The organism is Acinetobacter kookii, assembly GCF_900096895.1.
GTDB lineage: Bacteria > Pseudomonadota > Gammaproteobacteria > Pseudomonadales > Moraxellaceae > Acinetobacter > Acinetobacter kookii.
Genome location: NZ_FMYO01000008.1, coordinates 105395 through 127025, shown reverse-complemented (window position 1 = coordinate 127025; position 21631 = coordinate 105395). Strand labels below are relative to the sequence as shown.

Sequence of the window (21631 nt, the reverse complement as noted above, 5' to 3'; positions counted from 1 at the left end):
AGACTCTGCAATAAATAGTCAATAAAAGAACAGGATAAGAATATATGCAAGCTCAAACACAATGGGTGACTACCTCAGATCAACAGCGCCTTTATGTCAAAACCTGGGGCAATGAGGCAAAACCTGCTTTGGTTCTGGTTCATGGTTATCCTGATAATCAGGAAGTTTGGGAGCTTATCATTCAGCAGCTGATGCAAGACTTCTATGTGCTGACCTATGATGTAAGGGGGGCAGGGAAATCCTCCGTTCCGAAACGGATTCGTGACTACCGGCTGGAACAGTTATCTTTAGATCTGGAAAGCGTGGTCAATGCCGTTTTGGAAAACCGTCCTTTTCATTTGGCAGCACATGACTGGGGCTCAATCCAGTCTTGGGAATCGGTGACTGAGCCGAAGTTTAGAGACCGTATTTTATCTTATAGCACCATTTCCGGCCCCTGTCTGGATCATGCCGCTTTCTGGATGCGTCAGCAATTTCGACAAAATAAGCCCAGGTTTTTTAAACAGCTGGCTAAATCTTGGTATATCGCGGCGTTTCAATTGCCCGTGTTGGCCCCGACTATCTGGACTCTATTTACACCTGAAAAATGGGATAAAGTCTTGCAGCAGTTAGAGCATCAAAAAGATTTACCTTTAAACAGTCATATTGCTTCAGATGGAAAACATGGTATTGGACTGTACCGTGCCAATTTCCTGCCACGTTTAACCCGACCACGCCAGCGTTTTGCCATTTGTCCGGTGCAGGCGATTGTGCTGAAACAGGACAATTTTGTCAGTCCTGAACTGATTGATGAAGTGCCGAAATGGGCAGAAAATTTTCAGCGTGTAGAGATAGATGCCAATCATTGGGCAATATTGAGCCAAGCTGAGTTGGTCGCAGAAGAGATCAAAACATTTGCTCTAAAAAATAATTGAAACGACCTTTATGGTATGAAATTTAATTAAAATCAGTAAGTTATTGTTTTATGGCTCGGCCGATTTATTTACAGTTTCAAAGGAGTGAATCTGTTAAAATAACGGCTTTTTATCTTCCTTAAAATTTTCATGAATGCAGTAGTAATTGCGATTGCCGTGATGTTTATACTCTCACTGGCACGAGTTTCTGTTGTCTTGACTTTGGTCATTTCAGCGATTATTGGTGGCCTGGTTGCAGGACTAAGTTTGTCGGATACTGTAACCGCATTTAATGCCGGTCTGGGTGATGGGGCAGAAGTTGCCCTGGCTTATGCAGTATTGGGTGCCTTTGCTTTAGCCCTGTCAAAATCAGGCTTGCCTGATCTTTTGGCGCATAAATTAATTGGTTTGCTGGGTGCGGAAGCCACACATCAAAAAACCAGAAAAGTAAAATATTTACTGTTGAGTATTTTACTGATTGCAGCCATTTTTTCTCAAAACCTGATTCCTGTGCATATTGCCTTTATTCCGGTATTGGTTCCTCCTTTACTTAAAGTGATGAATCACATGAATTTGGACCGTCGTGCTGCTGCATGTGTGCTGACCATGGGTTTAGTCGGAACCTATATTTTCCTGCCAGTCGGTTTTGGTTCCATTTTTCTGGAACAAATTTTGATGGGTAACATCAATAAAATTGGTGCAGCGTATGACTTGCATGTGGATCGCTGGATGATGCCGATGGGCATGGCGATTCCAGTGCTTGGTATGCTAATTGGTACTTTGACTGCGGTATTTATCAGCTATCGTAAACCCCGTCATTATATCGATCGTACGGTTGCGCGTGTCACCGCCATCGATCTGGACAAACCGATTCGTGCGGGTGAAGTGAGTCTGCAAGCCGATGCCGAAGAGCTGAAACACGAAGCTGAACAAGCACCAGTCATTGCCAAGAAAACCATCTTGATGGCACTGCTTGCAATTGCTTTGACCTTGGTTGCCCAGCTGTATTCAGGTTCGATGATTTTAGGTGGACTGGTTGGTTTTGCGGTGCTGTCTGCTGCGGGTATTTTCAAATGGCAAGAGGCAGATGATGTCTTCGTTCAAGGCATGCGTATGATGGCATTGGTTGGCTTCATTATGATTTCTGCAGCTGGTTTCGCATCCGTGATGACGCATACCGGTGACATCAATAGTCTGGTCAACGGAGTAGTACATCTGATTGGTAACAATAAAGCCCTGGCTGCATTCTTAATGCTATTTATTGGCTTATTTGTGACCATTGGGATTGGATCGTCATTCTCCAGTGTACCGGTATTGGCAGTAATTTACGTACCACTTTGCGTACAGTTCGGCTTCTCGCCATTGGCTACTGTAGCCTTGATTGGTACCGCAGCAGCGCTGGGGGATGCCGGTTCTCCAGCCTCAGACTCAACTTTAGGTCCAACTGCCGGTCTGGGGGTAGATGGCCAGCATGATCATATTTGGGATACGGTCGTTCCAACATTTATCCATTTTAATATTCCATTATTGGTATTTGGCTGGATTGCTGCAATGGTACTTTAATGAATTTTTAATTCATTTTATTGCTTATTTTAAAACATGTATTTAAAATAAATATTATTAAATAATTAATATAATAAAACCAAGCAATATACTTGGAATATAATCATTAATCTGATTAACTTGGTTGGTATTTAAAACCGACCAGGTTGGTCTGATTAAAATAAATAATTAATTTTTTCAATTACTTAAAAATAAATAAAATTTTAAATAATTAATGCCTATTGCATATTAATAATAGGCATGTTTATTATTAATTAATGTTTGAAAATTACTGTTAATAATCTTCCGTAGGGGTTTAAAAATGTTAAAACAAGTTGCTCTTATTGCATTATTGGGGATGTCCGCTTCTGCGATGGCAGGTCAGTGGCAGGTTAAAGTGGGTGCGAGCTCTTTAGCTCCAACAGAAGACCAGAATGTATTGGCAAACGGTGCATTTACAAATGTAGAAGCTTCCCAAGAATACGGTTTTACTCCATCGGTAGAATATTTCTTTAATGATAATTTTTCGGCTGAATTATTGTTGGCAACTCCTTTTGAGCACGATGTAACATCAAACGGTACAAAAATTGCTTCATTTAAGCACTTACCACCAACAATTACAGCAAAATACAATTTCAAAAACTCAACTGGTTTCACTCCTTATGTAGGTGTTGGTGCAACTGTAGTTATTCCTTGGGATGAGGAAATTGTGATTGATGGGGCAAAATTAAATGCTGATGTCGGCTATGGCGTAGCAGGTCAAGTAGGTTTCAACTTCCAACCAGCTGATGCTAAAAACTGGGGTGTTTTTGCTGATGTACGTTATGCGGATGTAAAATCTGAGCTTGAATTAAATGGCAATGCTATTGGTGACCTGGAAGTAAATCCTTGGGTTTATACCCTTGGCTATAGCTACAAATTCTAAAACTAAAATTAAAATAAAAATAACAAATCAGCGCAAAGATCCCTGTCTCTGATGGGGATCTTTATTTATTTATTTGTTCAGTCACAATAAATCACATAAATTGAGCATTTTTATCCTGTTTCATCATTAAAAATGTATTTAAGTTGATACTCTACAATAAGCTAAAAAAGCAGGAAGAATCATGAAATTATTCATTATATGCCAAGTGGTCTTTTTTAGTCTTTTGAGTGGCTCGGTGTATGCAGCCAGCTTTAATTGTGACAAAGCACAAACTGCAACTGAACATGCGATTTGCGAGCACCGTGCCATTAATGATGCGGATGTCAAAATGGCCACCACCTACAATATTCTTAAACGTTTGGTGCCGATGGGAACGCGCGGTGTGATTCAGGATGAGCAGGTCAAATGGTTACAGTTGCGTGACCAATGCGGCAATTCGAGCCGCTGTTTAATCGAAGTGTATAAAATGCGCCAGCAAAAGCTGAATCTGTATATGGAGCGTGTGTATCAACACGGGCCTTTCTAAGAAAAATTTATTTGACCCTATTGAAAAATCTTGAACTTACTCCATTCATTAAAGCATCCAATAAAAACCGTGTAATGAATTTAAGGAGTGATTTATGAGCGAACAAGGCGCACAAAAACATAGTTTCCAGGCTGAAGTAGCGCAGCTGTTACATCTAGTGACGCATTCTCTCTATTCAAACCCTGAAATTTTTCTGCGAGAACTGATCTCGAACGCTTCGGATGCCTGCGACAAGCTGCGTTTTGAAGGAATTAACCATCCTGAATATTATGAAAATGACCCTGATCTGCATGTACGTGTCAGCCTGGATAAAGACAATAAAACCATCACCATTTCTGACAACGGTATTGGTCTGACTCAACAAGAAGCGATTGATAACCTGGGTACTATTGCCAAATCGGGCACCAAAGATTTTATGTCCAAATTGTCGGGCGATCAAAAAGCCGATGCGCAATTAATTGGCCAGTTTGGTGTCGGTTTCTATTCCGGCTTTATTGTAGCTGAAAAGATTACCGTGGAATCGCGTCATGCAGCTGCCGATGTGGCTGATGGGGTCCGCTGGATCAGTAGCGGAACAGGTGATTTCGAAGTTGAACAAATCAACAAGGCTTCACGTGGAACAGACATTATTCTGCATTTGCGTGACAATGCCCTTGAGTATTTAGAATCTTATAAAGTTAAGCAAATCATCAATAAATATTCGGACCATATTAGCCTGCCGATTGAAATGCAAAAAGAAATCTGGCAGCAAGAAGAAGCGGCTGAGGGTGAAGAAGCGAAGCCAGGTCAGATGGTGAAAACGGATGAATGGGAAGCCATTAACTCGGCCAGCGCACTTTGGACCCGCAATAAAAACGAGATCACTGACGAGCAATATACCGAGTTTTACAAGAATGTCAGCCATGATTTTGATGCGCCTTTGGCCTGGACCCATAACCGTGTAGAAGGCAGCACTGAATACACCCAATTGCTTTATATTCCAAGCAAGGCTGCCAGCAACCTGTTTACCCGTGAAGCCAAAGCCGGCATTAAACTGTATGTCAAACGCGTATTTATTATGGATGAAGCGGATAACCTGATTCCAAACTATTTGCGTTTTGTGCAGGGGGTGGTAGACAGTGCCGACTTGCCGTTAAACGTGAGCCGTGAATTGCTACAAGAAAGCCGTGACGTGAAAACCATTCGCGAAGGTAACGCCCGCCGTGTGTTAACCATGCTGGATGCTCTGGCAAAATCTGAAGATGAAAAAGACCAGGAGAAATTCAAAACTTTCTATGCTGAATTCGGTTCGGTGATTAAGGAAGGTTTGGGTGAAGACTTTGGTAATCGTGAACGTATCTTAAAATTATTGCGTTTCTCTACCTCGACCAATGATGAAGTTTCAACCTCATTGGCAGATTACAAGGCACGTATGAAAGACGGGCAAAAGGCCATTTATTACGTGACTGCGGAAAGCCTCAGTGCTGCGAAGAATTCGCCACAACTGGAGCTGTTCAAGAAAAAAGGCATTGAAGTGCTGTTAATGGCGGATCGTGTGGATGAGTGGGCGATGGAGTTCATTCATGAATTCGATGGAACGCCAATGCAGAACGTATCTAAGGGTGCAGTCGACTTGGGCGACTTGCAGGACGCTGAAGAGAAGAAAGCACTGGAAGCAGCAGCTGAACAGTTTAAGCCTGTCGTGGACAAGCTTTCGGATTCTCTCAAAGCCAAAACCCAGCAAGTTCGTGTGACGACCCGTCTGGTGGATTCACCTGCGTGTTTGGTGACCGGCGAGGGTGAGCTATCTCCGCAATTGATTCGCATGCTGAAACAGGCAGGTCAGGCGGTTCCAGAAAGTAAACCGATTCTGGAAATTAACCCTGAACATCCTTTGGTGAAAAAGCTGGAAGGATCGAACCAGTTTGATGACCTGGCGAATGTGATTTTTGACCAAGCCGTAATTGCCGAAGGCGGTTTGCCGGATGATCCTGCGGCATATGTAAAACGCATTAACAGTTTATTGCTGAAATAAGCGCTTTTCTCGTTAAGCAAAAAACCTCCCTCGGGAGGTTTTTTTATTGCGGAAAACTACGTGTATATGCGGCTCAAATTTTTATATTGCCCAGCTTAGAACAATGCTTCCATACGCACGGATACCCCCAGGAAATGGCTGCGATCTTCACGATGGTCATTGAGATAGTTTAAATCGCCCTGTAGAAAAAACCATTCGCGCACGAAAGGTTGTCGCCATGAAATATAAGGCCCCCAACTGTTCAGGCGCAGGTCATTATTATTATAGAAACCGCCCGTATATAAGCCATAGGCAAAACGGTTATTCTGGAAAAACTGGTGTTGTCTAAACAGGTAATTATCCCAGGTGACATCGTCATCTTGCTGGTCTGCATAGGTCAGGCTGAGCTGATTGGATAAAAATGGCTGATTCGGCCGTGCATGGGTCAGTTCCAGATTGGTCCTCAGGTAGTTTTCACTATCTATGCCATAGCGGTAAATTTGTTCGGCATAAAATCTGAAATCATTTTCCAGTTGCCAGTCTCTGGATGCCTTAAGCCGTAAATAAATATCATCCCCTGATCGAACCCCTAAATCCAGGTCGGTTTCAAAAGGCAGACGCTTGGAAAAATCAGACCAACGCAGGGCTAGGGAACTGTTACTTTCTCGGGTCCGTTCACGGTCTAACGCTTTACTGCTCGTGCTATCCGGATTTTCATCGGTAATGGCGACATTATTGTTCAGTTCGTTATCTAAAGAGTCATCACCGAAGACCAAACTGATTTTACGTTCTAGGGTTGGAAGTTTAATTTTTCCGCGCAGACGCGGGCTAACTTCATAACCATCATGTTTATTCCAGCTGTTATCGATAATCAGGCGTAGGGTTGCTGAAGCCGGATCATTGGGATCGGGTTGCCCAAACCAGTTATCTATTTTATGGGAGGTACGGTCTGTCCAGTTGCGGATTTCATGTTGCTTACGGTCTAGCCAGCTTTGTTTTTCAGTGGCCTGAACGGGAGGGACAATGACTTCATCCGACTGTTCCGGTAAAACTGTCGGCATCGCATCAATCCAGCTTGGAATTTTATAGAGCAAATTAGAATCTGTTTCTGTTTCTGTTTCTGTTTCTGTTTCTGTTGCAATACGCTTTTGTTGATTCGCACCAGTTTCAGCTGCGTTAGACCAGCTGACAGTAGACATGAGTCCAGAGATCAACACACATAAGAGGGGTTTAAATAGAGATAATTGTTTTTTCCGCATATCCTTGCTCTTATATTATTTGATAATCAGTAGTCTGGTAAAAATCAGGACCAAAAAGCAAGCTTTTGCTACAAAAAATAAAAACTTAATCTGAAATATGTTTTTGAATCTCTTTATATAATTCCCGGCAATTAATCGGAGACCTGAATTGGGCAATAATCATCTGAATCATTTGCCAGCTAATACCGTGATGACGTTCCAATAAAAAATAAGGATAAGCCGATTCGGTCGGTGAGAGGGCTAAACGTTTTTGCCCATGAATAATCCGTATCTTCTGCCGTTCTTTCAGTAAAAGTAGCGGTGTTTGAATATTGGCGACACTTTCATCAAATTGAATAATTTTTTGGGTTTGAATCAGTTGTGCAGGAATAAAGGACATATAGTTTTCATCATTCCAGATGCGAATGGCTTTATGTGTATAGGCATCAAACAGGGATTCAAGAGAGCTCAAACGATCGGCCAAGTCTATCCAGCTCATCTGCCTGATTGCAGCCATGGCGTGTTGGTAAGGCGCATTCAATAATTGCATTAACCGCATGGCCTGGGTTTGATTTTCTGCCCCCAGTAATGCCACATATCGAACAAAACCACCGTGCTGATTGATCTGCTCTGCCAGGTAAACCGGGTGATGCTGCCAGTTTTCCAGATTTGCAGCATGCACCAGTATATCTAGATATGGGGCAAGTTCCGGCAGGCTGGGAATTTCTAAACGATATAGCTGTTGTAACGAGGCTTCTTCGCTAGGCAGCGCATGAATAGAGGCGACATATTGATTGAGTTGCAGGGTTTCTGGAACATCTTTGGTGATAGATGACAGAAGCGCAGTATTCTCTGCATCGGTCTCGGCAGGCGGCGAGGCAACAATCGGCAGCTCGGGTTCTGTGACGATAGAAGATTTTTTTTGGGTCCAGATTGGCTGCTGGTTTTGCTGTGCAGATGCATCAGTGGCTATTGGTTCTTGAGCGGAATACACCCCAGCCGTGGATACATCCATTGAATTGGATGGTTCATTTTGAGCCATGTTTTGAAGCTCATCCGCAGAGGTGTTTAGTGTGATTTCGGTCTCGGTTAAAACATTTGTTAGCTTGGGTACAATCAAATTATCAATCTGTTTGAGTTCGTAGTCTGTTTTTAGGCAGCCATAGTCTTGCTGTTGCTGCAACATCCAGTGATAGGCATTCTCCAGATTATCCCATTCACTGATCAGGGCCGTACGATTTGCTGCGGGGATTAACCAGATTTGCCAGCCGAGTTGGGGATCATACAAAATAGCCCAACCATAATCCGGATATTGATAAAGGGCCTGCTCTAGCGCTTTGTCTTGCTGAAATACGCCGCGAAAAGAGAGCTGAAACAAGGTCTTAGCGGCGAAATCTGTGGCTGCTTTTTCAGGTTGGATGTGAGATTTAAATTGTAAAACCTGTTTTTTAAAAATCGGTTCATCACATAAAGCAAAAATGTCTTTTATCCGTGCTTTTGAGCGGGCAATTTCAAAGAAAGACAGGGAACGTTGTTCCAACCCCTCGATGAGTTGATTTAACTCTTGAATCAGCTTGGCTTTTTCTAGGACATTCATGTGCAGACCTCACTTCTAGAGATGCTTTTGAGCTTTTTCTAAATAACTTGCCAATACGATATTAATCGCGAGTTCAAGTAACTTATATTCTGCCGACGTGGGCTGAGAGTAATGCTCGGCAAGCATGATCAATTTATCGATTTTGATCGTTTGCGGAGGAATCTTGCCTTGAATCAGCGCTTGAAGTTCTTGCATATGCACACGTTTATAAAGTGAATTATTTATTTAATTCCTTTGATTATATGTATTTAGTAAAAAAAAACATGAAAAAAAATGTCAGTTTTTGAGCATTTATAGACATAATTTGCAAAAAATGTAAATTTTAAATAAAAAATAAGCAATTTTTTTGGCAGAAGGGAGGGGAGAATTCTGTGATCCGGTTTTAGCTGTTCTATTGTTTCGAAAAAGAAAAGGATGAAATGACAGAGCAAAACGATGTTCTGCCTGAGCAGAAGCTGAAAAATAAACTGCGAATTTATACTCATAAAAAAACCAGAAACGAATCGCTTCTGGTTTTTTTATGGACTTTTAGGGCCGGTCAGGCAGCTGTTTTAGATGCAGCTTCAGCAGCTGGCGCTTTTTGTTCAGCATTCAAGATTTTAGCTGCTTTTTTAACAGGAAAATCGGGAGTGTAAACAAATTGAGCAGAAACATGGGCAGAGCAAGCCACAACAGCAACAGCCAGGAGAGATTTAATCACGTTCATCATCATTTTCCTTTAGTGAAAGGATGTCTGGTTCATTCAAAAATGAAGCAGGCAAGGAGAGAAATAAAAAATAAATTTCATGTGAATGATATCAAGAAGTGATTGAACAAAGTAAGGAGGGGAGAGTGGAAAAAGATGAATGGTGAGTTTAAATTATTATATAAATCATTTATTTAGAGTTTTTGCTCTAAGACAGACTGTCGATGAACAGTCTGTCTTAACTGCCTTGAAAATATAAAAAAATTATCTTGCATGGCATTTATTCTGGTATTTTTTTTCGTAAACCTTTCCGGCGACTCCTCCAATAATGGCACCACTAAACGTACCGAAAACCGGCAACACACTACCCGCCACTGCGCCAATCAGCACCCCTTTGAGGGTGGGTGAAAAAGGAGATTTTGTAGATGTGTTTTGGTCATGGCTGGTATCAACCATAGGATCTTGTATATCAGTATTCATATTTACCTCTAAAAGTTTCATGATTAGGAACGGGGATATTCCGCATATTAGCCTAGCGAATTGCGCCTTTAATTGTGTCCAAGCCTTGTATAGATAAGTTGTCTTTTGTAAGAACCTTAAAGCAAGTATGGGTATTGTGACCCAGCTGTAAGTTTTTGCGCCGTAATGTTAAAACTCACTTTTTTGTCTGGAAAATATCCTATGATCTGAACTCAAAATAATAAAACCCGAGGTGAAAACAATGGCTATCGCAAAAGTGGTTGAAGTAAATTCAAGCAGTAATAAAAGTTTTGAAGATGCTATTCAAAGTGGCATAGAGAAAGTCACCGAAACAGTTAAAAATGTACAGGGTGCATGGATTAATGAACAAAAAGTGGTGATTAAGGACAACAAAATTACAGAATATCGGGTGAATTTAAAAATCAGCTTCTTGGTGGATTAAATTGAATAGATAAATAGACTTCTTTCATAATTGTTTACACCCTGTTTATTTTTCTCCCACAGGGAGAAATAAAGGGAATTTATGAAAAAAGTCTAATGAATCTTAAAATAAAAAAATCCCCAAACTTTGGGGATTTTTATTGATTTGTTGTACTTAAGACTTCAGCTTATTTTTCCGGAACATCACAGCTGTCTTCTTTACAGATGGCCGTGTCTTCAGCGGGTGGGTTGGCCTGTTGAGGTGCTTCAAGCGCTTTTTCCATGACCTGTAAAAATACTTCACGTGGCTGTGCACCCGCGAGGGCGATCCGTTGATCAAACACAAAGAAGGGTACCCCGGTCACTTTCAACTGGTCACGTGCCACTTCTTCATCAAATTTAACAAAATCTGCAAATTCTTCTGAATTGAGCACATCGTCTACTTCAACCGGATTTAAGCCTATGCGGGCTGCGACATCTTCCAGGGTCTCGCGTTCACCAATAGCTAAGCCTTGGGTCATATAGCTATAGAAAAAGGCTTCTTTGGCCTCGGAACCCAAGCCTTTGCTTTGTGCCAAATGAATAATACGGTGAGCATTAAAGGTGTTGCCTGAGTTGGCATTTTCCCAATTGAATTGAATGCCTTCTTCTGCAGCCATTGCGGCAATATTGCGCTGCATTTCTTCAACTTCAGCCAGGGTACGGCCGTATTTTTGCGCCAGACGCTCAGAGTTGGATACTTCCTGACGAACAGGCGCTTCCGGGTCAAGTTCATAGCTGTGCCAATGGACTTCAAGTTCCAAACCTGCCTGTTCAGCAGCAGCTTCCAGACGTTTTTTACCAATATAACAAAATGGGCAAACCACATCTGACCAAATATCTACGCGCATGAGAGTTCTCTTATCTTTTCTTGCTTCTATTGATGGGGATAGAGATTAAAATTTAAAGCACCCATGCTGAATAAAAACCGGGCGAAGGTCGCCAGTTTTATGTAGTTATTGTTTGATAAATGAACGATTTAAGGCTGAATCAAGTTATGATGTGAAAAAAGGCGGTATGGCGGAGTCTGGTATGCCCAGAATTTTTCTCATCTTGGCATTGGCAACATGCAGTGTATTTGGCTGGATGTTTTATCAATATTCGGTCCAGCAAAAGGAGCTTAGCCAACTGCATAGCTACCAAACGGTATTGTATGAAAAAGCTGAACTGATTTATCAGCAGGCCCAAGACTGGTCTAAGCCAATCGAGATCAATGTCTCGGATAATCGTTTACAGGGCGATTATAAAGTGATGGCAGATTTTGTATTGAGTGAAATGATTCAGAATGCCGAAGCAAGGAATCAGTATTTACGTGAGCTGAAAGCGATTCACTGGGATCAGTTTTTAAATATCGACCGTTTAGACCAAGACCGCAAGCAGAAATATGCCGAAACCGAGCAGATGTTGCAGCAAGCGCATCTACTCGCGAAGCGCTATCAGCAACAAACCTTGCAGCGTGAAGAAAATACCTTGGCGCGGGCTAAACAGTTATCCATTAAATCGCATCTCCGGCATCAGTTAACCGATAGCTTGCGTGAAAGCCGGGATAGTGACCAAACCCATGCGCTATTTGCCTTGGAGCTACAGGTTTTAGATAAGGCAGATGCTTTATTCCAGATTCTTAAAAACAATCAATGGGAGAAAAAGAACAAGACCTTTATGTTTTATCAGGATCAGCCGATCAAGCAGTTTAATGACCTGTATAAGCAGGTGTTGCAGTTAAATGCGGAAATGGAAAAAATTAAAAAGCACCATCGTCAAGCTGTAGAGCAGCGTTTGTAGATTTTGAGTTTTGGTGGGGCGGAGATCAGATAAAGCAGCAGTTTAAAATAAAAAAGCGTACCGAAGTACGCTTTTTTAATATCATGCAGCTGTAGGGCGATTAAGCGCTTTTGGCTTCAGCCTGAGCAGTCAGCATATGGCCAGTCTCTTCAAAGTTGCTGTGCCAAGACAATGCTTCACGCAAGATGTGTGGAGTTTGACCGCCTTTTTCACATGCACGAGCAAAGTAATCGTTCAGGGCATCACGGTACATTGGGTGTGCACAGTTGTCGATAATCGCACGAGCACGTTCACGAGGTGCCAGACCACGTAAGTCAGCAAGACCCTGTTCAGTCACCAGAATGTCTACGTCGTGTTCAGCATGGTCAACGTGAGAGGCAAATGGAACAACAGAAGAAATGTCGCCACCTTTAGCAATCGACTTGGTCACGAAAATTGCCAAGTGGGCATTACGTGCGAAGTCACCTGAACCGCCAATACCGTTCATCATTTTGGTACCGCATACGTGAGTTGAGTTTACGTTACCGTAAATATCGAACTCTAATGCAGTGTTGATACCGATGATGCCGAGACGACGAACTAATTCAGGGTGGTTGGAAATTTCTTGCGGACGTAATACAAGTTTGTCTTTGTATTGTTCAAGGTTGTTAAATACCTTTTCGCCATATTTAGCAGAAAGGGTAATTGAAGAACCTGAAGCAAATTTCATTTTGCCAGCGTCAATCAATTCGAAAGTACAGTCTTGAAGTACTTCAGAGTACATGATCAAGTCTTCGAAGTTTGAATCTTTCAAACCGGTCAATACAGCGTTGGCAATCGAACCGATACCTGCCTGTAATGGGCCAAGGTTAGATGGAAGACGGCCTTCAGCCACTTCTTTTTCAAAGAATGCGATCAAGTGGTTCGCAATACCTTGAGTTTCATCATCCGGTGCAGTCACGGTAGATGGAGAATCATGCAATTCGCTGTTGAATACAATACCAACGATTTTTGATGGATCGATATTGATCGCTTGAGTACCAATACGTTCATCCACCTTGGTCAAAGGAATTGGCTGACGGGTCGGACGATACGTTGGAATGTAGATGTCATGTAAACCTTCAAAAGCAGGGCTTAAGTTGGTGTTGATTTCTACAATCACTTTTTCAGCAAAAATTGCAAAGCTAGCAGAGTTACCTACAGACGTGGTTGGAATGATGCCGCCATCTTCAGTAATGGCAACAGCTTCAATAACAGCCACATCTGGCTTCTTAAGTTGTTGGTTACGCATTTGTTCAACAGTTTCAGACAAATGCTGATCGATGAACATTACTTCGCCTTTGTTAATGGCTTTACGTAACGTGTTATCTACTTGGAATGGTAAACGACGAGCGAGTACACCAGCTTCAGTCAACTGTTTGTCTAAATCGTTACCCAGACTTGCGCCTGTAATTAAAGTAATTTTTAAAGGGTTGGTTTGAGCCTGTTTTACCAGTGCCAGAGGAACAGCTTTTGCTTCACCTGCACGAGTAAATCCACTCATACCTACAGTCATACCATCTTGGATAAAAGTAGCAGCTTGTTCTGCGCTCATGACTTTGTCATGAAGTGACGCTAAACGAATACGATCTAAAGACATGGTTTACGCTCAATTCTTGTTCAAAACTAGACGGATTGTACCGTCCAAAAAACAAATTGTGCATGCCTGTTAGGCTAAGGTCTAATTTTTTGAGAAAATGTGGGTATAACGATTTTTTATGGTTTTTAATCTATTGATTTTAATAATGTAAAAACCAGGGGGTTAATCATTAAACAAAACCGTTTGTTGAATAATTAACCAGTGCTTAAAAGTGTCCAGTAATCGTTTGCTTAATTTTTTCTAAAGCCCCTTGCGGTATATTTTCCTCAACTTCATCATGCAGTAAAGGTAAAGAAATCAGCGCTTCTAAACCACCCTCGGGGCGATTATGGATGCTGAGTTGCCCTTGATGAAGATCAACAATACGTTTCACAATAGCCAAACCTAAACCGCTTCCTTGTATGGTGCGGGCTTCATTGCCGCGCACAAAAGGTTGCATCAAATCTTCAATCTGGTCTTCAGGAATGCCTTCGCCATGGTCGGCAACACGAATCAGCAGGTGATTGTTTTCCACTTGGGCGGATAATTCGATCGGTTCGGCACCATAGCGTTTGGCGTTGTTAATCAGATTGCCAATCAGGCGTTTTAAAGACTGGCTACGTGCCTGAATAATTGGAACTTCCTGAGCTTCAAAACGTATATCCAGCGGCTTGAACTGAATGACCAGTTCCTGTAGCAGCATATTGATATCGGTGTCCTGAGGTTCTTCATCAGAGCCATCGCGCATATAGGAGATGAACTGGTTCAGGATGGCATCCATATCTTCGACATCATAAATGAAGCCTTCTTTCAGAAAGTCATCATCAGGCATCATTTCTGCACTTAAGCGGATGCGGGTTAGGGGAGTACGCAAGTCATGGGAAATACCTGCCAACATAATGCGGCGGTCGCGTTCAGTCTGGTCCAGCGTATAAATCATCTGATTGAAGGCCTGATTGACTTCACGAATCTCTTGCGGTCCATGATTGGTTTCCAGATAGGGTGCAGAGCCGGTTTTACTATAGCTGTTAGCTGCATCCTGCAAACGGCGAAGCGGGCGGTTTAACTGGCGAACCAGCGTTAAAATGATGGCAGCGGCAATCAGTGGCACACCCAATAACCAGCCATAGATCAGTTCGGGACTATAGTTGGCATAGGTTTTTAAGGGTTCACGGACCCAATGTCCGTTCATTTCCGGAGTTTGAATCCAGATGCGGGGACTGGGTTTAAACTGGAAATAGACCGTTACATTTTCAACTTTCAGTTCTTTTGCCAGCTTTTTTTCTATTTGATTGGTAAAAAACTCGGCAATCACCTTGTCCTTAACCCGAGGATATTCGGCCGGATTGGTAATATATTCAATGCCCACCCGATTTTTGAGCCATAAATCGGCATCTACTTCGGCATTATTATGAAAAATACGTAAGTCAGGATTATTCAGAATTTCCAGTTCGACCCCTAAATAGCGGGCATGCTGCTGAATTTCAGGAAGGTAAAGCGTACGCCAGAAGAACCACAACGACATAAATAAACTGAAAAATACCACGAATAACACGAGCACAGTGGTACGCATTGCAGCAGAACGCGGCTTGATCTTATCCAGAAAGCGTTCCGAGCGGGTGCGCTTCTTTTCCGAATAAGCTTCGTAATCAGTAAATTTTTGTGGGTCGATGGGGTCGAGTTTCACACCGGATTCCTGTGGACATTTTTATTTTTGAAAATCGGCAGTGATGTTCTTGGCTGAGTCTTACTGCTTTGACATTCAATTGAAGGATTTGCTTAAGTTACTTTTTTTAAAAATGAGTAACACTGTTACGCAAGAAAACTTTTGCCATCCGCTGAGCTCGCCATCATTCATCTATAAATTCTGTTGAAGGATGCTTCGAACAGCAGCGAATAGCTTTTAGGGACAATTAATATCGCGAAAAATTATCCGCGTTGAGCATTTTTATTCCGCACCATCTGGAACAAAAACATAGCCTACGCCCCAAACGGTTTGAATATAACGCGCACGGGCAGGGTTTTCTTCCACCAGACGACGTAAACGCGACACCTGAACATCAATCGAACGTTCCATCGCACCCCATTCACGACCGCGCGCCAAATTCATTAACTTGTCACGGGTTAAGGGTTCGCGTGGATGCTGCACCAGGGCTTTCAGTACCGCAAATTCACCTGTGGTCAGCGTCACCACCTGGCCTTCACGGGTCAGGGTGCGGGTAGACAGATCCAGTGACCATGGACCAAAGCTGACCACTTCCATTTGCTGGCTCGGTGCACCCGGAACTTCACGTACCTGACGGCGTAACACGGCACGGATACGCGCCAGCAGTTCATTCGGGTTAAACGGTTTAGGCAGGTAATCATCAGCGCCAGCTTCCAGCCCGGCAATACGGTCAGAGTCGCTGCCACGGGCAGTCAGCATGATAATCGGCGTATCAATATTCGATTGGCGTAAACGTCGGCAAATACTTAAACCATCTTCAACAGGAAGCATAAAATCGAGCACGATCAGGGAGAAAAGTTCGCGCTGTAATAAACGATCCATTTGTGTTGCATCGTGAGCAGTTTTGACCACGAAGCCTTTATCTTCTAGAAAACGCTGTAACAGCGTACGTAAACGCACATCGTCGTCTACAACGAGAATGCGTTCGACGCGATCAGTTTCGGTTTGTACAGGATCTGTTTTATCAGCAGGTACCACTAAACTCATGATGTGCTCCTTTATCTTTATTGTCATCGTAAACAAAAGTTCGGATGGTCTTGAGTATACGATTCATTTGTATCTGTTTACTATGCTCTAAAGCAACAAATATTGCAGATAAAATCAAGACATAGATACCAAATATATACATCTAAATTATCGCTTATCTTGCTGAATATGTAGAGTTAAAATCTACTTATCACCTAATTTTGTGGCAAATTCTAAAAAAACTGTGAATTGGCAATACTGACCACTTATAAATTTAATCAAAACAGTTGTGGATTTTATGGGCTTGGTCTTTATAATCATGCCATTTAGTACTTATCCTTGTGGGATCAAACACGATGACTGACTTAGTTCAGCAGTTGGCAAAAGAAATTGCCGTACGTCCAAATCAAGTAGAAGCTGCCATCAAGCTGATTGATGAGGGTGCCAGCGTTCCATTTATCGCACGTTACCGTAAAGAAGTAACCCAAGGCTTGGACGATACCCAGTTACGTCAACTCGACACCCGTTTATCGTATCTACGTGACTTATTTGAACGCCGTGAAAAAGTAATTGAATCGCTGAAAGAACAGAATAAATTGTCAGACGATTTGTTGGCACGTGTAAATGCTGCTGAAACCAAGAATGCTTTAGAAGAGATTTATGCGCCGTACCGTCCTAAACGTACCAGCAAATCTTTTAAAGCCAAAGAAGCCGGTTTGGGGCCAATTGCCGAAAAAATCTTCAACGAGCAAGTTGATCCAACCGAAGCGCTGGCTGGCTTTAGCCATGAAGATTATCCGGATGTGGAAAGCCAGCTGGATGCGATCCAGCACATCCTGATTGATGACTGGGCGCAAAATATTGCACTGACGACTGAACTGAAAGCGACATTTGCCAAAACCGCTGTGCTAAAAAGCCTGGTGGCAAGTGAAGAGAAAAAAGAAGTCGGTAAAAAATTCCGCGATTATTTCGATTTTTCTGAAAACTTAAACAAGGTGCCTTCACACCGTTTATTGGCCATGCTACGCGGCCGTCAGGAAAATGTCCTGGGCTTAAAAGTGGATGGTGAAGACGATGCTCCACTGAGCCGTATTGAAGCCGAATACAACCTCGACACGATTCAACCGCAAAGCCGTCAGGATTACTTAAAACAGACAGCAAAACTGTTCTGGTTGGGTAAAGTCCGTCCACAAATCGAACATTCATTATTGACTGAAAAACGCTTGGCTGCTGAAAGCGAGGCGATGGAAGTCTTTGCTGAAAACCTGCGTCATTTATTGCTTTCTGCTCCTGCGGGTGCGCGTACCACACTCGGTGTAGACCCGGGTATCCGTACCGGTGTGAAGCTGGCGGTGGTGAACCAGTCAGGCGATGTGGTTGCACATAGCACCATTTATCCGTTTGCACCGAAAGAAGATAAAGAAGGCTCAATTGCCGAACTTGCGCGTCTGTGCCGTGAATTCAATGTTGATTTAATTGCGATTGGTAACGGAACTGCCAGCCGTGAAACAGAGGCGGTTGTGGCTGAAATGATGGCGGCCAATAGCGACCTGAAATTGACGCGCGTTTCAGTCAGTGAAGCAGGCGCATCGGTTTATTCAGCTTCTGAACTGGCTTCACAAGAACTTCCAGAACTCGATGTTTCAATTCGTGGCGCAGTGTCAATTGCCCGCCGTTTACAGGATCCATTGGCGGAACTGGTGAAGATTGATCCTAAATCGATTGGTGTGGGCCAGTACCAGCACGACGTGAACCAGGCCGGTTTGGCAAAAACGCTGGAAGCGGTCGTGGAAGACTGTGTGAACTCGGTGGGTGTGGATGTCAATACCGCATCTTCTGCAATCTTGGGATATATCGCGGGTTTAAACAAATCAATTGCCCAACAGATTGTTGACTTCCGTAAGGAAAATGGCCGTTTTGACAACCGTCAGGCATTAAAGAATGTACCTCGTTTAGGCGAGCGTACCTTTGAACAGGCAGCAGGTTTCTTGCGCATTCAAGACGGTTCTGAGCCACTGGATGCATCTGCGGTTCACCCTGAGTCTTATGGCCTGGTGGAAAAAATTGTTGCAGCCAAAGCTACTACGGTAAAAGACATTATTGGTAATTCTGAAATCATTCGCCAGGTGAATGCTGAAGAATTTGCCGATGAGCAGTTTGGTTTACCAACCATTCAGGATGTTTTAAGCGAACTGGAAAAACCGGGTCGTGACCCGCGTCCGGAATTCCGTACAGCCAAGTTCCGTGATGACATCACTGAAGTGTCACAATTGACTGAAGGCATGCAGCTGGAAGGCGTGATCACCAATGTCACCAACTTCGGTGCATTTGTAGATGTCGGCGTACACCAAGACGGTTTGGTGCATATTTCTGAACTGGCGAACGAGTTTGTATCCGATCCGCATAAAGTTGTGAAACCGGGTCAGATCGTGCAAGTCCGTGTATTAACCGTCGATGCTGAACGTAACCGTGTGAACTTGTCGATGCGTCCTGAAGGTTCAGAGGCTCCGGCTAAAGCACCACGTCAGCCACGCCGTGACAATGCTCAGAATGAACAACGTGCTGAGCGTAAGCCTCAAGCCAAACGTCCACAGCATGCCCGTCCGCAAGGCGACCGCCCACAAGGTCATAAAAAGCCTCAAGCGGCTAAACCGCAGGAAAATAAAATTGGTGGTTTAGGTGCGTTATTGCTTCAAGCCGGGATTAAAGGTTCGAAATAATTTTAGACACCTCTATTCGCAAATAAAAAACCTCCCAATCGGGAGGTTTTTTATTTTATATTTCAAATTATTGAATAGAAAATTAGAGTAAAAAATGCTGCGTAGCTATTACCATAATCCAATTCAGAATTTCATTTCTGATTCATCTGAAAGAATTTTAGGTAATTTAGCGCAAGCACATCAATTTGCTTTGGAAGACCGGTAAAAGAATGCATGGCTTAAACAAATTCAAATTTTAAAAAATAGCTTTGCCAAATTTGAAAAAGGCCATTTATTTTTTGAGTTTGCAATTCCTCGTATGGGCAAACGAGTCGATAATATTTTCATTTTTAATAATTTAATTTTTGTCATTGAATTTAAAGTCGGTGAAAAACAATATTCAGCTTCTGCAAAGACACAAACCATCGATTACTGTTTGGATTTAATTAATTTTCATGCAGAAAGTAATCAGCAAAAAATTATTCCGGTATTGGTGGCAACACAAGCGGAGGAAAGAAGCATTGACTGGTCTAAGCTCATTCAGCTTGAGGATGTAGTCTGTTGTAATGAATTGAATTTAAAACAAACCCTAGAGCAAATCATTCATCAATATGCAGATGCAGCCCCTATTGATGCAATACGCTGGTTAAATTCAGTTTATAAACCTACTCCAACGATTATTGAAGCGGCACAAGCCCTTTATCAAGGCCACCAAGTTGAAGAAATTTCTCGTAGCGATGCGGGTGCGATTAATCTAGAAATAAGCTCAAGAAAGATTGAGTCCATTATTGAAACAAGTAAGCGAAATCATCAAAAAGCTATCTGTTTTTTAACCGGTGTTCCTGGCGCCGGAAAGACTTTGGCTGGATTAAATATTGCCAATCAAAGACTAAAGGCAGATGAGTCGGAACATTCGGTATTTTTATCTGGAAATGGTCCCTTGGTTGAGGTTCTACAGCAAGCCTTAGCCCGAAATACCGTTGAAATTGGCAAAAGCCGAGGTGAAGCCGTTAAGAAAACACATGCAGAGCGTGATGCAAAAACCTTTATTCAAAATATTCATCATTTCCGGGATTACTACCTACAATCCCAAGAAATTCCATTTGAAAAAGTCGCGGTATTTGATGAAGCCCAACGAGCCTGGCAAAAAGACCAAGTCTCTAATTTTATGAAGCAGAAAAAGGGGATTCAGGACTTTGATATATCTGAACCCGAGTTTCTGATTCAGGTGATGGACCGACATCCAGAATGGTGCGTGATTGTGTGTCTGATTGGCGGTGGACAAGAAATTAATACCGGTGAAGCAGGTGTCATAGAATGGATTGAAGCTTTAAAACAAAATTATGCCAATTGGAAAATTTATTATTCAGACAAGATTCTGGATGAGCCGGTCTATTTGCCTGAAACGGAACAGAGAAAATGGCTAAAACAGCAAGGAATCTGTGAAAGTTCGCTGCATTTGGCTGTATCGGTAAGATCATTTCGTAGTGAACGGGTATCTCAATTGGTTCATCATCTTTTAGATAATGAAGCAGAACAGGCGACAGAGCTGTATAAAAATGTCAAAAATGATTATCCGATTTTTCTCACACGAGATTTAAAACAAGCCAAAAAATGGCTTAAGAGCAAAGCGAAAGGGTCAGAGCGTTATGGGATTATTGCCAGTGCTGGTGCACGACGTCTAAGAGCAGAAGGCATTGATGTAAAAAATAAAATATCTCCGGCAGACTGGTTTTTAAATTCTCCCTCAGATGTTCGATCTTCGTATTATTTAGAGGATGTTGCCACCGAATTTGATATACAAGGCTTGGAAATCGACTTTAGCTGCCTGGCTTGGGATATTAATTTTTATTATGAGCAGGGATGGCAATATCAGGCATTTAAAGGCACTTGCTGGCAGCAGATCAGGCAGAAGGAAAAACAACAATATTTATTGAATGCCTATCGCGTGTTATTGACTCGAGCCCGACAAGGCATGCTGATTTATATTCCAGATGTAGATAACGCTGACTGGACACGGCCCAAATCAAAATATGACAGTACATATCAATATTTAAAGCGCTGTGGCTTGGAAGACCTATCTTAAAATAAAACCTCCCAATAGGAAGGTTTTTTATTTGATCTTTATGAATTAATGATTGGCACAACCCAGCCACATAAGATCAGCATAATGCCCAAATGACCCAACTTACGCGTTATTTTCTCTACTGTAGAAACCTGAGCAGCAGGCTGCTGAGATGCTTCTTTGTTCTTTAATGCTGCCAGAGACTTATTGAAATGCAGGAACACGCCTAAATCGATACAAATTAAAATACTACCAATATCACTGACAATATCCATCAATTTATATTCTGGCAGATTCCATGAAGTCGCTATCTGATAGGTCAGAAAAAGCGCAAAGGCAAAACAGGCATATTGGAAAATGAGAGTAGCAGTCCGCATAAAAATCTAAAATTGAAAAAGTTAAGGGTGTTTATAGCATAAAAAAGCCAGTCTATAGACTGGCTCTCTCGTATTGCAAGG

18 protein-coding genes and 1 pseudogene are annotated in these 21631 nt (G+C 42.4%); 10 read left to right on the top strand and 9 right to left on the bottom strand.

Annotated elements, in window-relative coordinates; all coding sequences use genetic code 11:
• The first annotated feature begins 44 nt into the window (after nt 1–44).
• The 5 genes from BLP85_RS11595 (at nt 45) to htpG (ending at nt 5900) form a co-directional block, all read left to right on the top strand.
• Nucleotides 45–914 carry an alpha/beta fold hydrolase gene (locus tag BLP85_RS11595; protein ID WP_092820240.1) on the top strand — a complete coding sequence of 290 codons (870 nt, stop codon included), beginning with the start codon at nt 45–47 and terminating at the stop codon, nt 912–914.
• A gap of 129 nt (nt 915–1043) precedes the next feature.
• Entirely contained in the window at nt 1044–2456 is a 1413-nt protein-coding gene (locus BLP85_RS11590; protein ID WP_092820239.1) for a Na+/H+ antiporter family protein, read from the top strand.
• 301 nt (nt 2457–2757) lie between these two features.
• Nucleotides 2758–3360, top strand: a complete 603-nt coding sequence (locus BLP85_RS11585) for an OmpW/AlkL family protein (protein ID WP_092820238.1) — start codon at nt 2758–2760, stop codon at nt 3358–3360.
• Nucleotides 3361–3541: 181 nt separating this feature from the next.
• Entirely contained in the window at nt 3542–3886 is a 345-nt protein-coding gene (locus BLP85_RS11580; RefSeq protein WP_092820237.1) for a lysozyme inhibitor LprI family protein, read from the top strand.
• Between the two features lie 94 nt (nt 3887–3980).
• The gene (gene htpG / locus BLP85_RS11575) at nt 3981–5900 is read left to right on the top strand and encodes a molecular chaperone HtpG (protein ID WP_092820236.1); all 1920 of its coding nucleotides are present in this window, start codon (nt 3981–3983) and stop codon (nt 5898–5900) included.
• A gap of 95 nt (nt 5901–5995) precedes the next feature.
• On the opposite strand, the gene BLP85_RS11570 is transcribed toward htpG, so the two are convergent.
• From BLP85_RS11570 to BLP85_RS11560, 3 genes are all read right to left on the bottom strand, one after another.
• Nucleotides 5996–7138, bottom strand: coding sequence for a hypothetical protein (locus BLP85_RS11570; protein ID WP_092820235.1), 1143 nt, complete (start codon nt 7136–7138; stop codon nt 5996–5998).
• An 85-nt stretch (nt 7139–7223) separates the two neighbouring features.
• A complete protein-coding gene (locus BLP85_RS11565; protein WP_092820234.1) occupies nt 7224–8714 on the bottom strand; it encodes a hypothetical protein in 1491 nt (496 codons plus the stop codon).
• Nucleotides 8715–8729: 15 nt separating this feature from the next.
• The gene (locus BLP85_RS11560; protein ID WP_092820233.1) at nt 8730–8909 is read right to left on the bottom strand and encodes a hypothetical protein; all 180 of its coding nucleotides are present in this window, start codon (nt 8907–8909) and stop codon (nt 8730–8732) included.
• Between the two features lie 224 nt (nt 8910–9133).
• Between BLP85_RS11560 and BLP85_RS14975 the strand changes: the two genes are divergently transcribed.
• Nucleotides 9134–9349, top strand: a complete 216-nt coding sequence (locus tag BLP85_RS14975; RefSeq protein WP_165493267.1) for a hypothetical protein — start codon at nt 9134–9136, stop codon at nt 9347–9349.
• Between the two features lie 314 nt (nt 9350–9663).
• Here the strand turns inward: BLP85_RS14975 and BLP85_RS11555 are convergent, their stop codons facing one another.
• A complete protein-coding gene (locus tag BLP85_RS11555) occupies nt 9664–9879 on the bottom strand; it encodes a hypothetical protein (protein WP_165493270.1) in 216 nt (71 codons plus the stop codon).
• A 241-nt stretch (nt 9880–10120) separates the two neighbouring features.
• On the opposite strand from BLP85_RS11555, the gene BLP85_RS11550 reads away from it, so the two are divergent.
• Complete coding sequence (locus BLP85_RS11550) at nt 10121–10321, top strand: dodecin family protein (RefSeq protein ID WP_092820231.1); 201 nt, start codon at nt 10121–10123, stop codon at nt 10319–10321.
• Between the two features lie 166 nt (nt 10322–10487).
• Here the strand turns inward: BLP85_RS11550 and BLP85_RS11545 are convergent, their stop codons facing one another.
• A complete protein-coding gene (locus BLP85_RS11545; protein ID WP_092820230.1) occupies nt 10488–11189 on the bottom strand; it encodes a DsbA family oxidoreductase in 702 nt (233 codons plus the stop codon).
• Between the two features lie 181 nt (nt 11190–11370).
• Here BLP85_RS11545 and BLP85_RS11540 point away from each other — a divergent pair, with 181 nt between their 5' ends.
• On the top strand, nt 11371–12120 hold the full coding sequence (locus tag BLP85_RS11540) for a hypothetical protein (protein ID WP_092820253.1): 750 nt from the start codon (nt 11371–11373) through the stop codon (nt 12118–12120).
• A 100-nt stretch (nt 12121–12220) separates the two neighbouring features.
• Here the strand turns inward: BLP85_RS11540 and BLP85_RS11535 are convergent, their stop codons facing one another.
• The 3 genes from BLP85_RS11535 to ompR form a co-directional block, all read right to left on the bottom strand.
• Nucleotides 12221–13738: an acetyl-CoA hydrolase/transferase family protein gene (locus BLP85_RS11535; protein WP_092820229.1), complete on the bottom strand. Its 1518-nt coding sequence runs from the start codon at nt 13736–13738 to the stop codon at nt 12221–12223.
• Nucleotides 13739–13943: 205 nt separating this feature from the next.
• A complete protein-coding gene (locus BLP85_RS11530) occupies nt 13944–15404 on the bottom strand; it encodes an ATP-binding protein (protein WP_092820228.1) in 1461 nt (486 codons plus the stop codon).
• Between the two features lie 261 nt (nt 15405–15665).
• Nucleotides 15666–16430: an osmolarity response regulator transcription factor OmpR gene (gene ompR, locus BLP85_RS11525; protein ID WP_092820227.1), complete on the bottom strand. Its 765-nt coding sequence runs from the start codon at nt 16428–16430 to the stop codon at nt 15666–15668.
• A 335-nt stretch (nt 16431–16765) separates the two neighbouring features.
• Between ompR and BLP85_RS11520 the strand changes: the two genes are divergently transcribed.
• Nucleotides 16766–19129, top strand: a complete 2364-nt coding sequence (locus BLP85_RS11520; protein WP_092820226.1) for a Tex family protein — start codon at nt 16766–16768, stop codon at nt 19127–19129.
• A 94-nt stretch (nt 19130–19223) separates the two neighbouring features.
• A pseudogene (locus BLP85_RS11515) lies at nt 19224–21194 on the top strand (DUF2075 domain-containing protein).
• A gap of 38 nt (nt 21195–21232) precedes the next feature.
• Here BLP85_RS11515 and BLP85_RS11510 read toward each other — a convergent pair.
• Nucleotides 21233–21550 (bottom strand): hypothetical protein, encoded by a 318-nt coding sequence (locus BLP85_RS11510; RefSeq protein ID WP_092820225.1) that lies wholly within the window; start codon nt 21548–21550, stop codon nt 21233–21235.
• Between the last annotated feature and the right edge of the window lie 81 nt (nt 21551–21631).

Bases quoted from the DNA above. Each gene is read 5' to 3' on its own strand.
- BLP85_RS11595 (WP_092820240.1), top strand. From the start codon at position 45: ATGCAAGCTCAAACACAATGGGTGACTACCTCAGATCAACAGCGCCTT.
- BLP85_RS11590 (WP_092820239.1), top strand. From the start codon at position 1,044: ATGAATGCAGTAGTAATTGCGATTGCCGTGATGTTTATACTCTCACTG.
- BLP85_RS11585 (WP_092820238.1), top strand. From the start codon at position 2,758: ATGTTAAAACAAGTTGCTCTTATTGCATTATTGGGGATGTCCGCTTCT.
- BLP85_RS11580 (WP_092820237.1), top strand. From the start codon at position 3,542: ATGAAATTATTCATTATATGCCAAGTGGTCTTTTTTAGTCTTTTGAGT.
- htpG (WP_092820236.1), top strand. From the start codon at position 3,981: ATGAGCGAACAAGGCGCACAAAAACATAGTTTCCAGGCTGAAGTAGCG.
- BLP85_RS11570 (WP_092820235.1), bottom strand. From the start codon at position 7,138: ATGCGGAAAAAACAATTATCTCTATTTAAACCCCTCTTATGTGTGTTG.
- BLP85_RS11565 (WP_092820234.1), bottom strand. From the start codon at position 8,714: ATGAATGTCCTAGAAAAAGCCAAGCTGATTCAAGAGTTAAATCAACTC.
- BLP85_RS11560 (WP_092820233.1), bottom strand. From the start codon at position 8,909: ATGCAAGAACTTCAAGCGCTGATTCAAGGCAAGATTCCTCCGCAAACG.
- BLP85_RS14975 (WP_165493267.1), top strand. From the start codon at position 9,134: ATGACAGAGCAAAACGATGTTCTGCCTGAGCAGAAGCTGAAAAATAAA.
- BLP85_RS11555 (WP_165493270.1), bottom strand. From the start codon at position 9,879: ATGAATACTGATATACAAGATCCTATGGTTGATACCAGCCATGACCAA.
- BLP85_RS11550 (WP_092820231.1), top strand. From the start codon at position 10,121: ATGGCTATCGCAAAAGTGGTTGAAGTAAATTCAAGCAGTAATAAAAGT.
- BLP85_RS11545 (WP_092820230.1), bottom strand. From the start codon at position 11,189: ATGCGCGTAGATATTTGGTCAGATGTGGTTTGCCCATTTTGTTATATT.
- BLP85_RS11540 (WP_092820253.1), top strand. From the start codon at position 11,371: ATGCCCAGAATTTTTCTCATCTTGGCATTGGCAACATGCAGTGTATTT.
- BLP85_RS11535 (WP_092820229.1), bottom strand. From the start codon at position 13,738: ATGTCTTTAGATCGTATTCGTTTAGCGTCACTTCATGACAAAGTCATG.
- ompR (WP_092820227.1), bottom strand. From the start codon at position 16,430: ATGAGTTTAGTGGTACCTGCTGATAAAACAGATCCTGTACAAACCGAA.
- BLP85_RS11520 (WP_092820226.1), top strand. From the start codon at position 16,766: ATGACTGACTTAGTTCAGCAGTTGGCAAAAGAAATTGCCGTACGTCCA.
- BLP85_RS11510 (WP_092820225.1), bottom strand. From the start codon at position 21,550: ATGCGGACTGCTACTCTCATTTTCCAATATGCCTGTTTTGCCTTTGCG.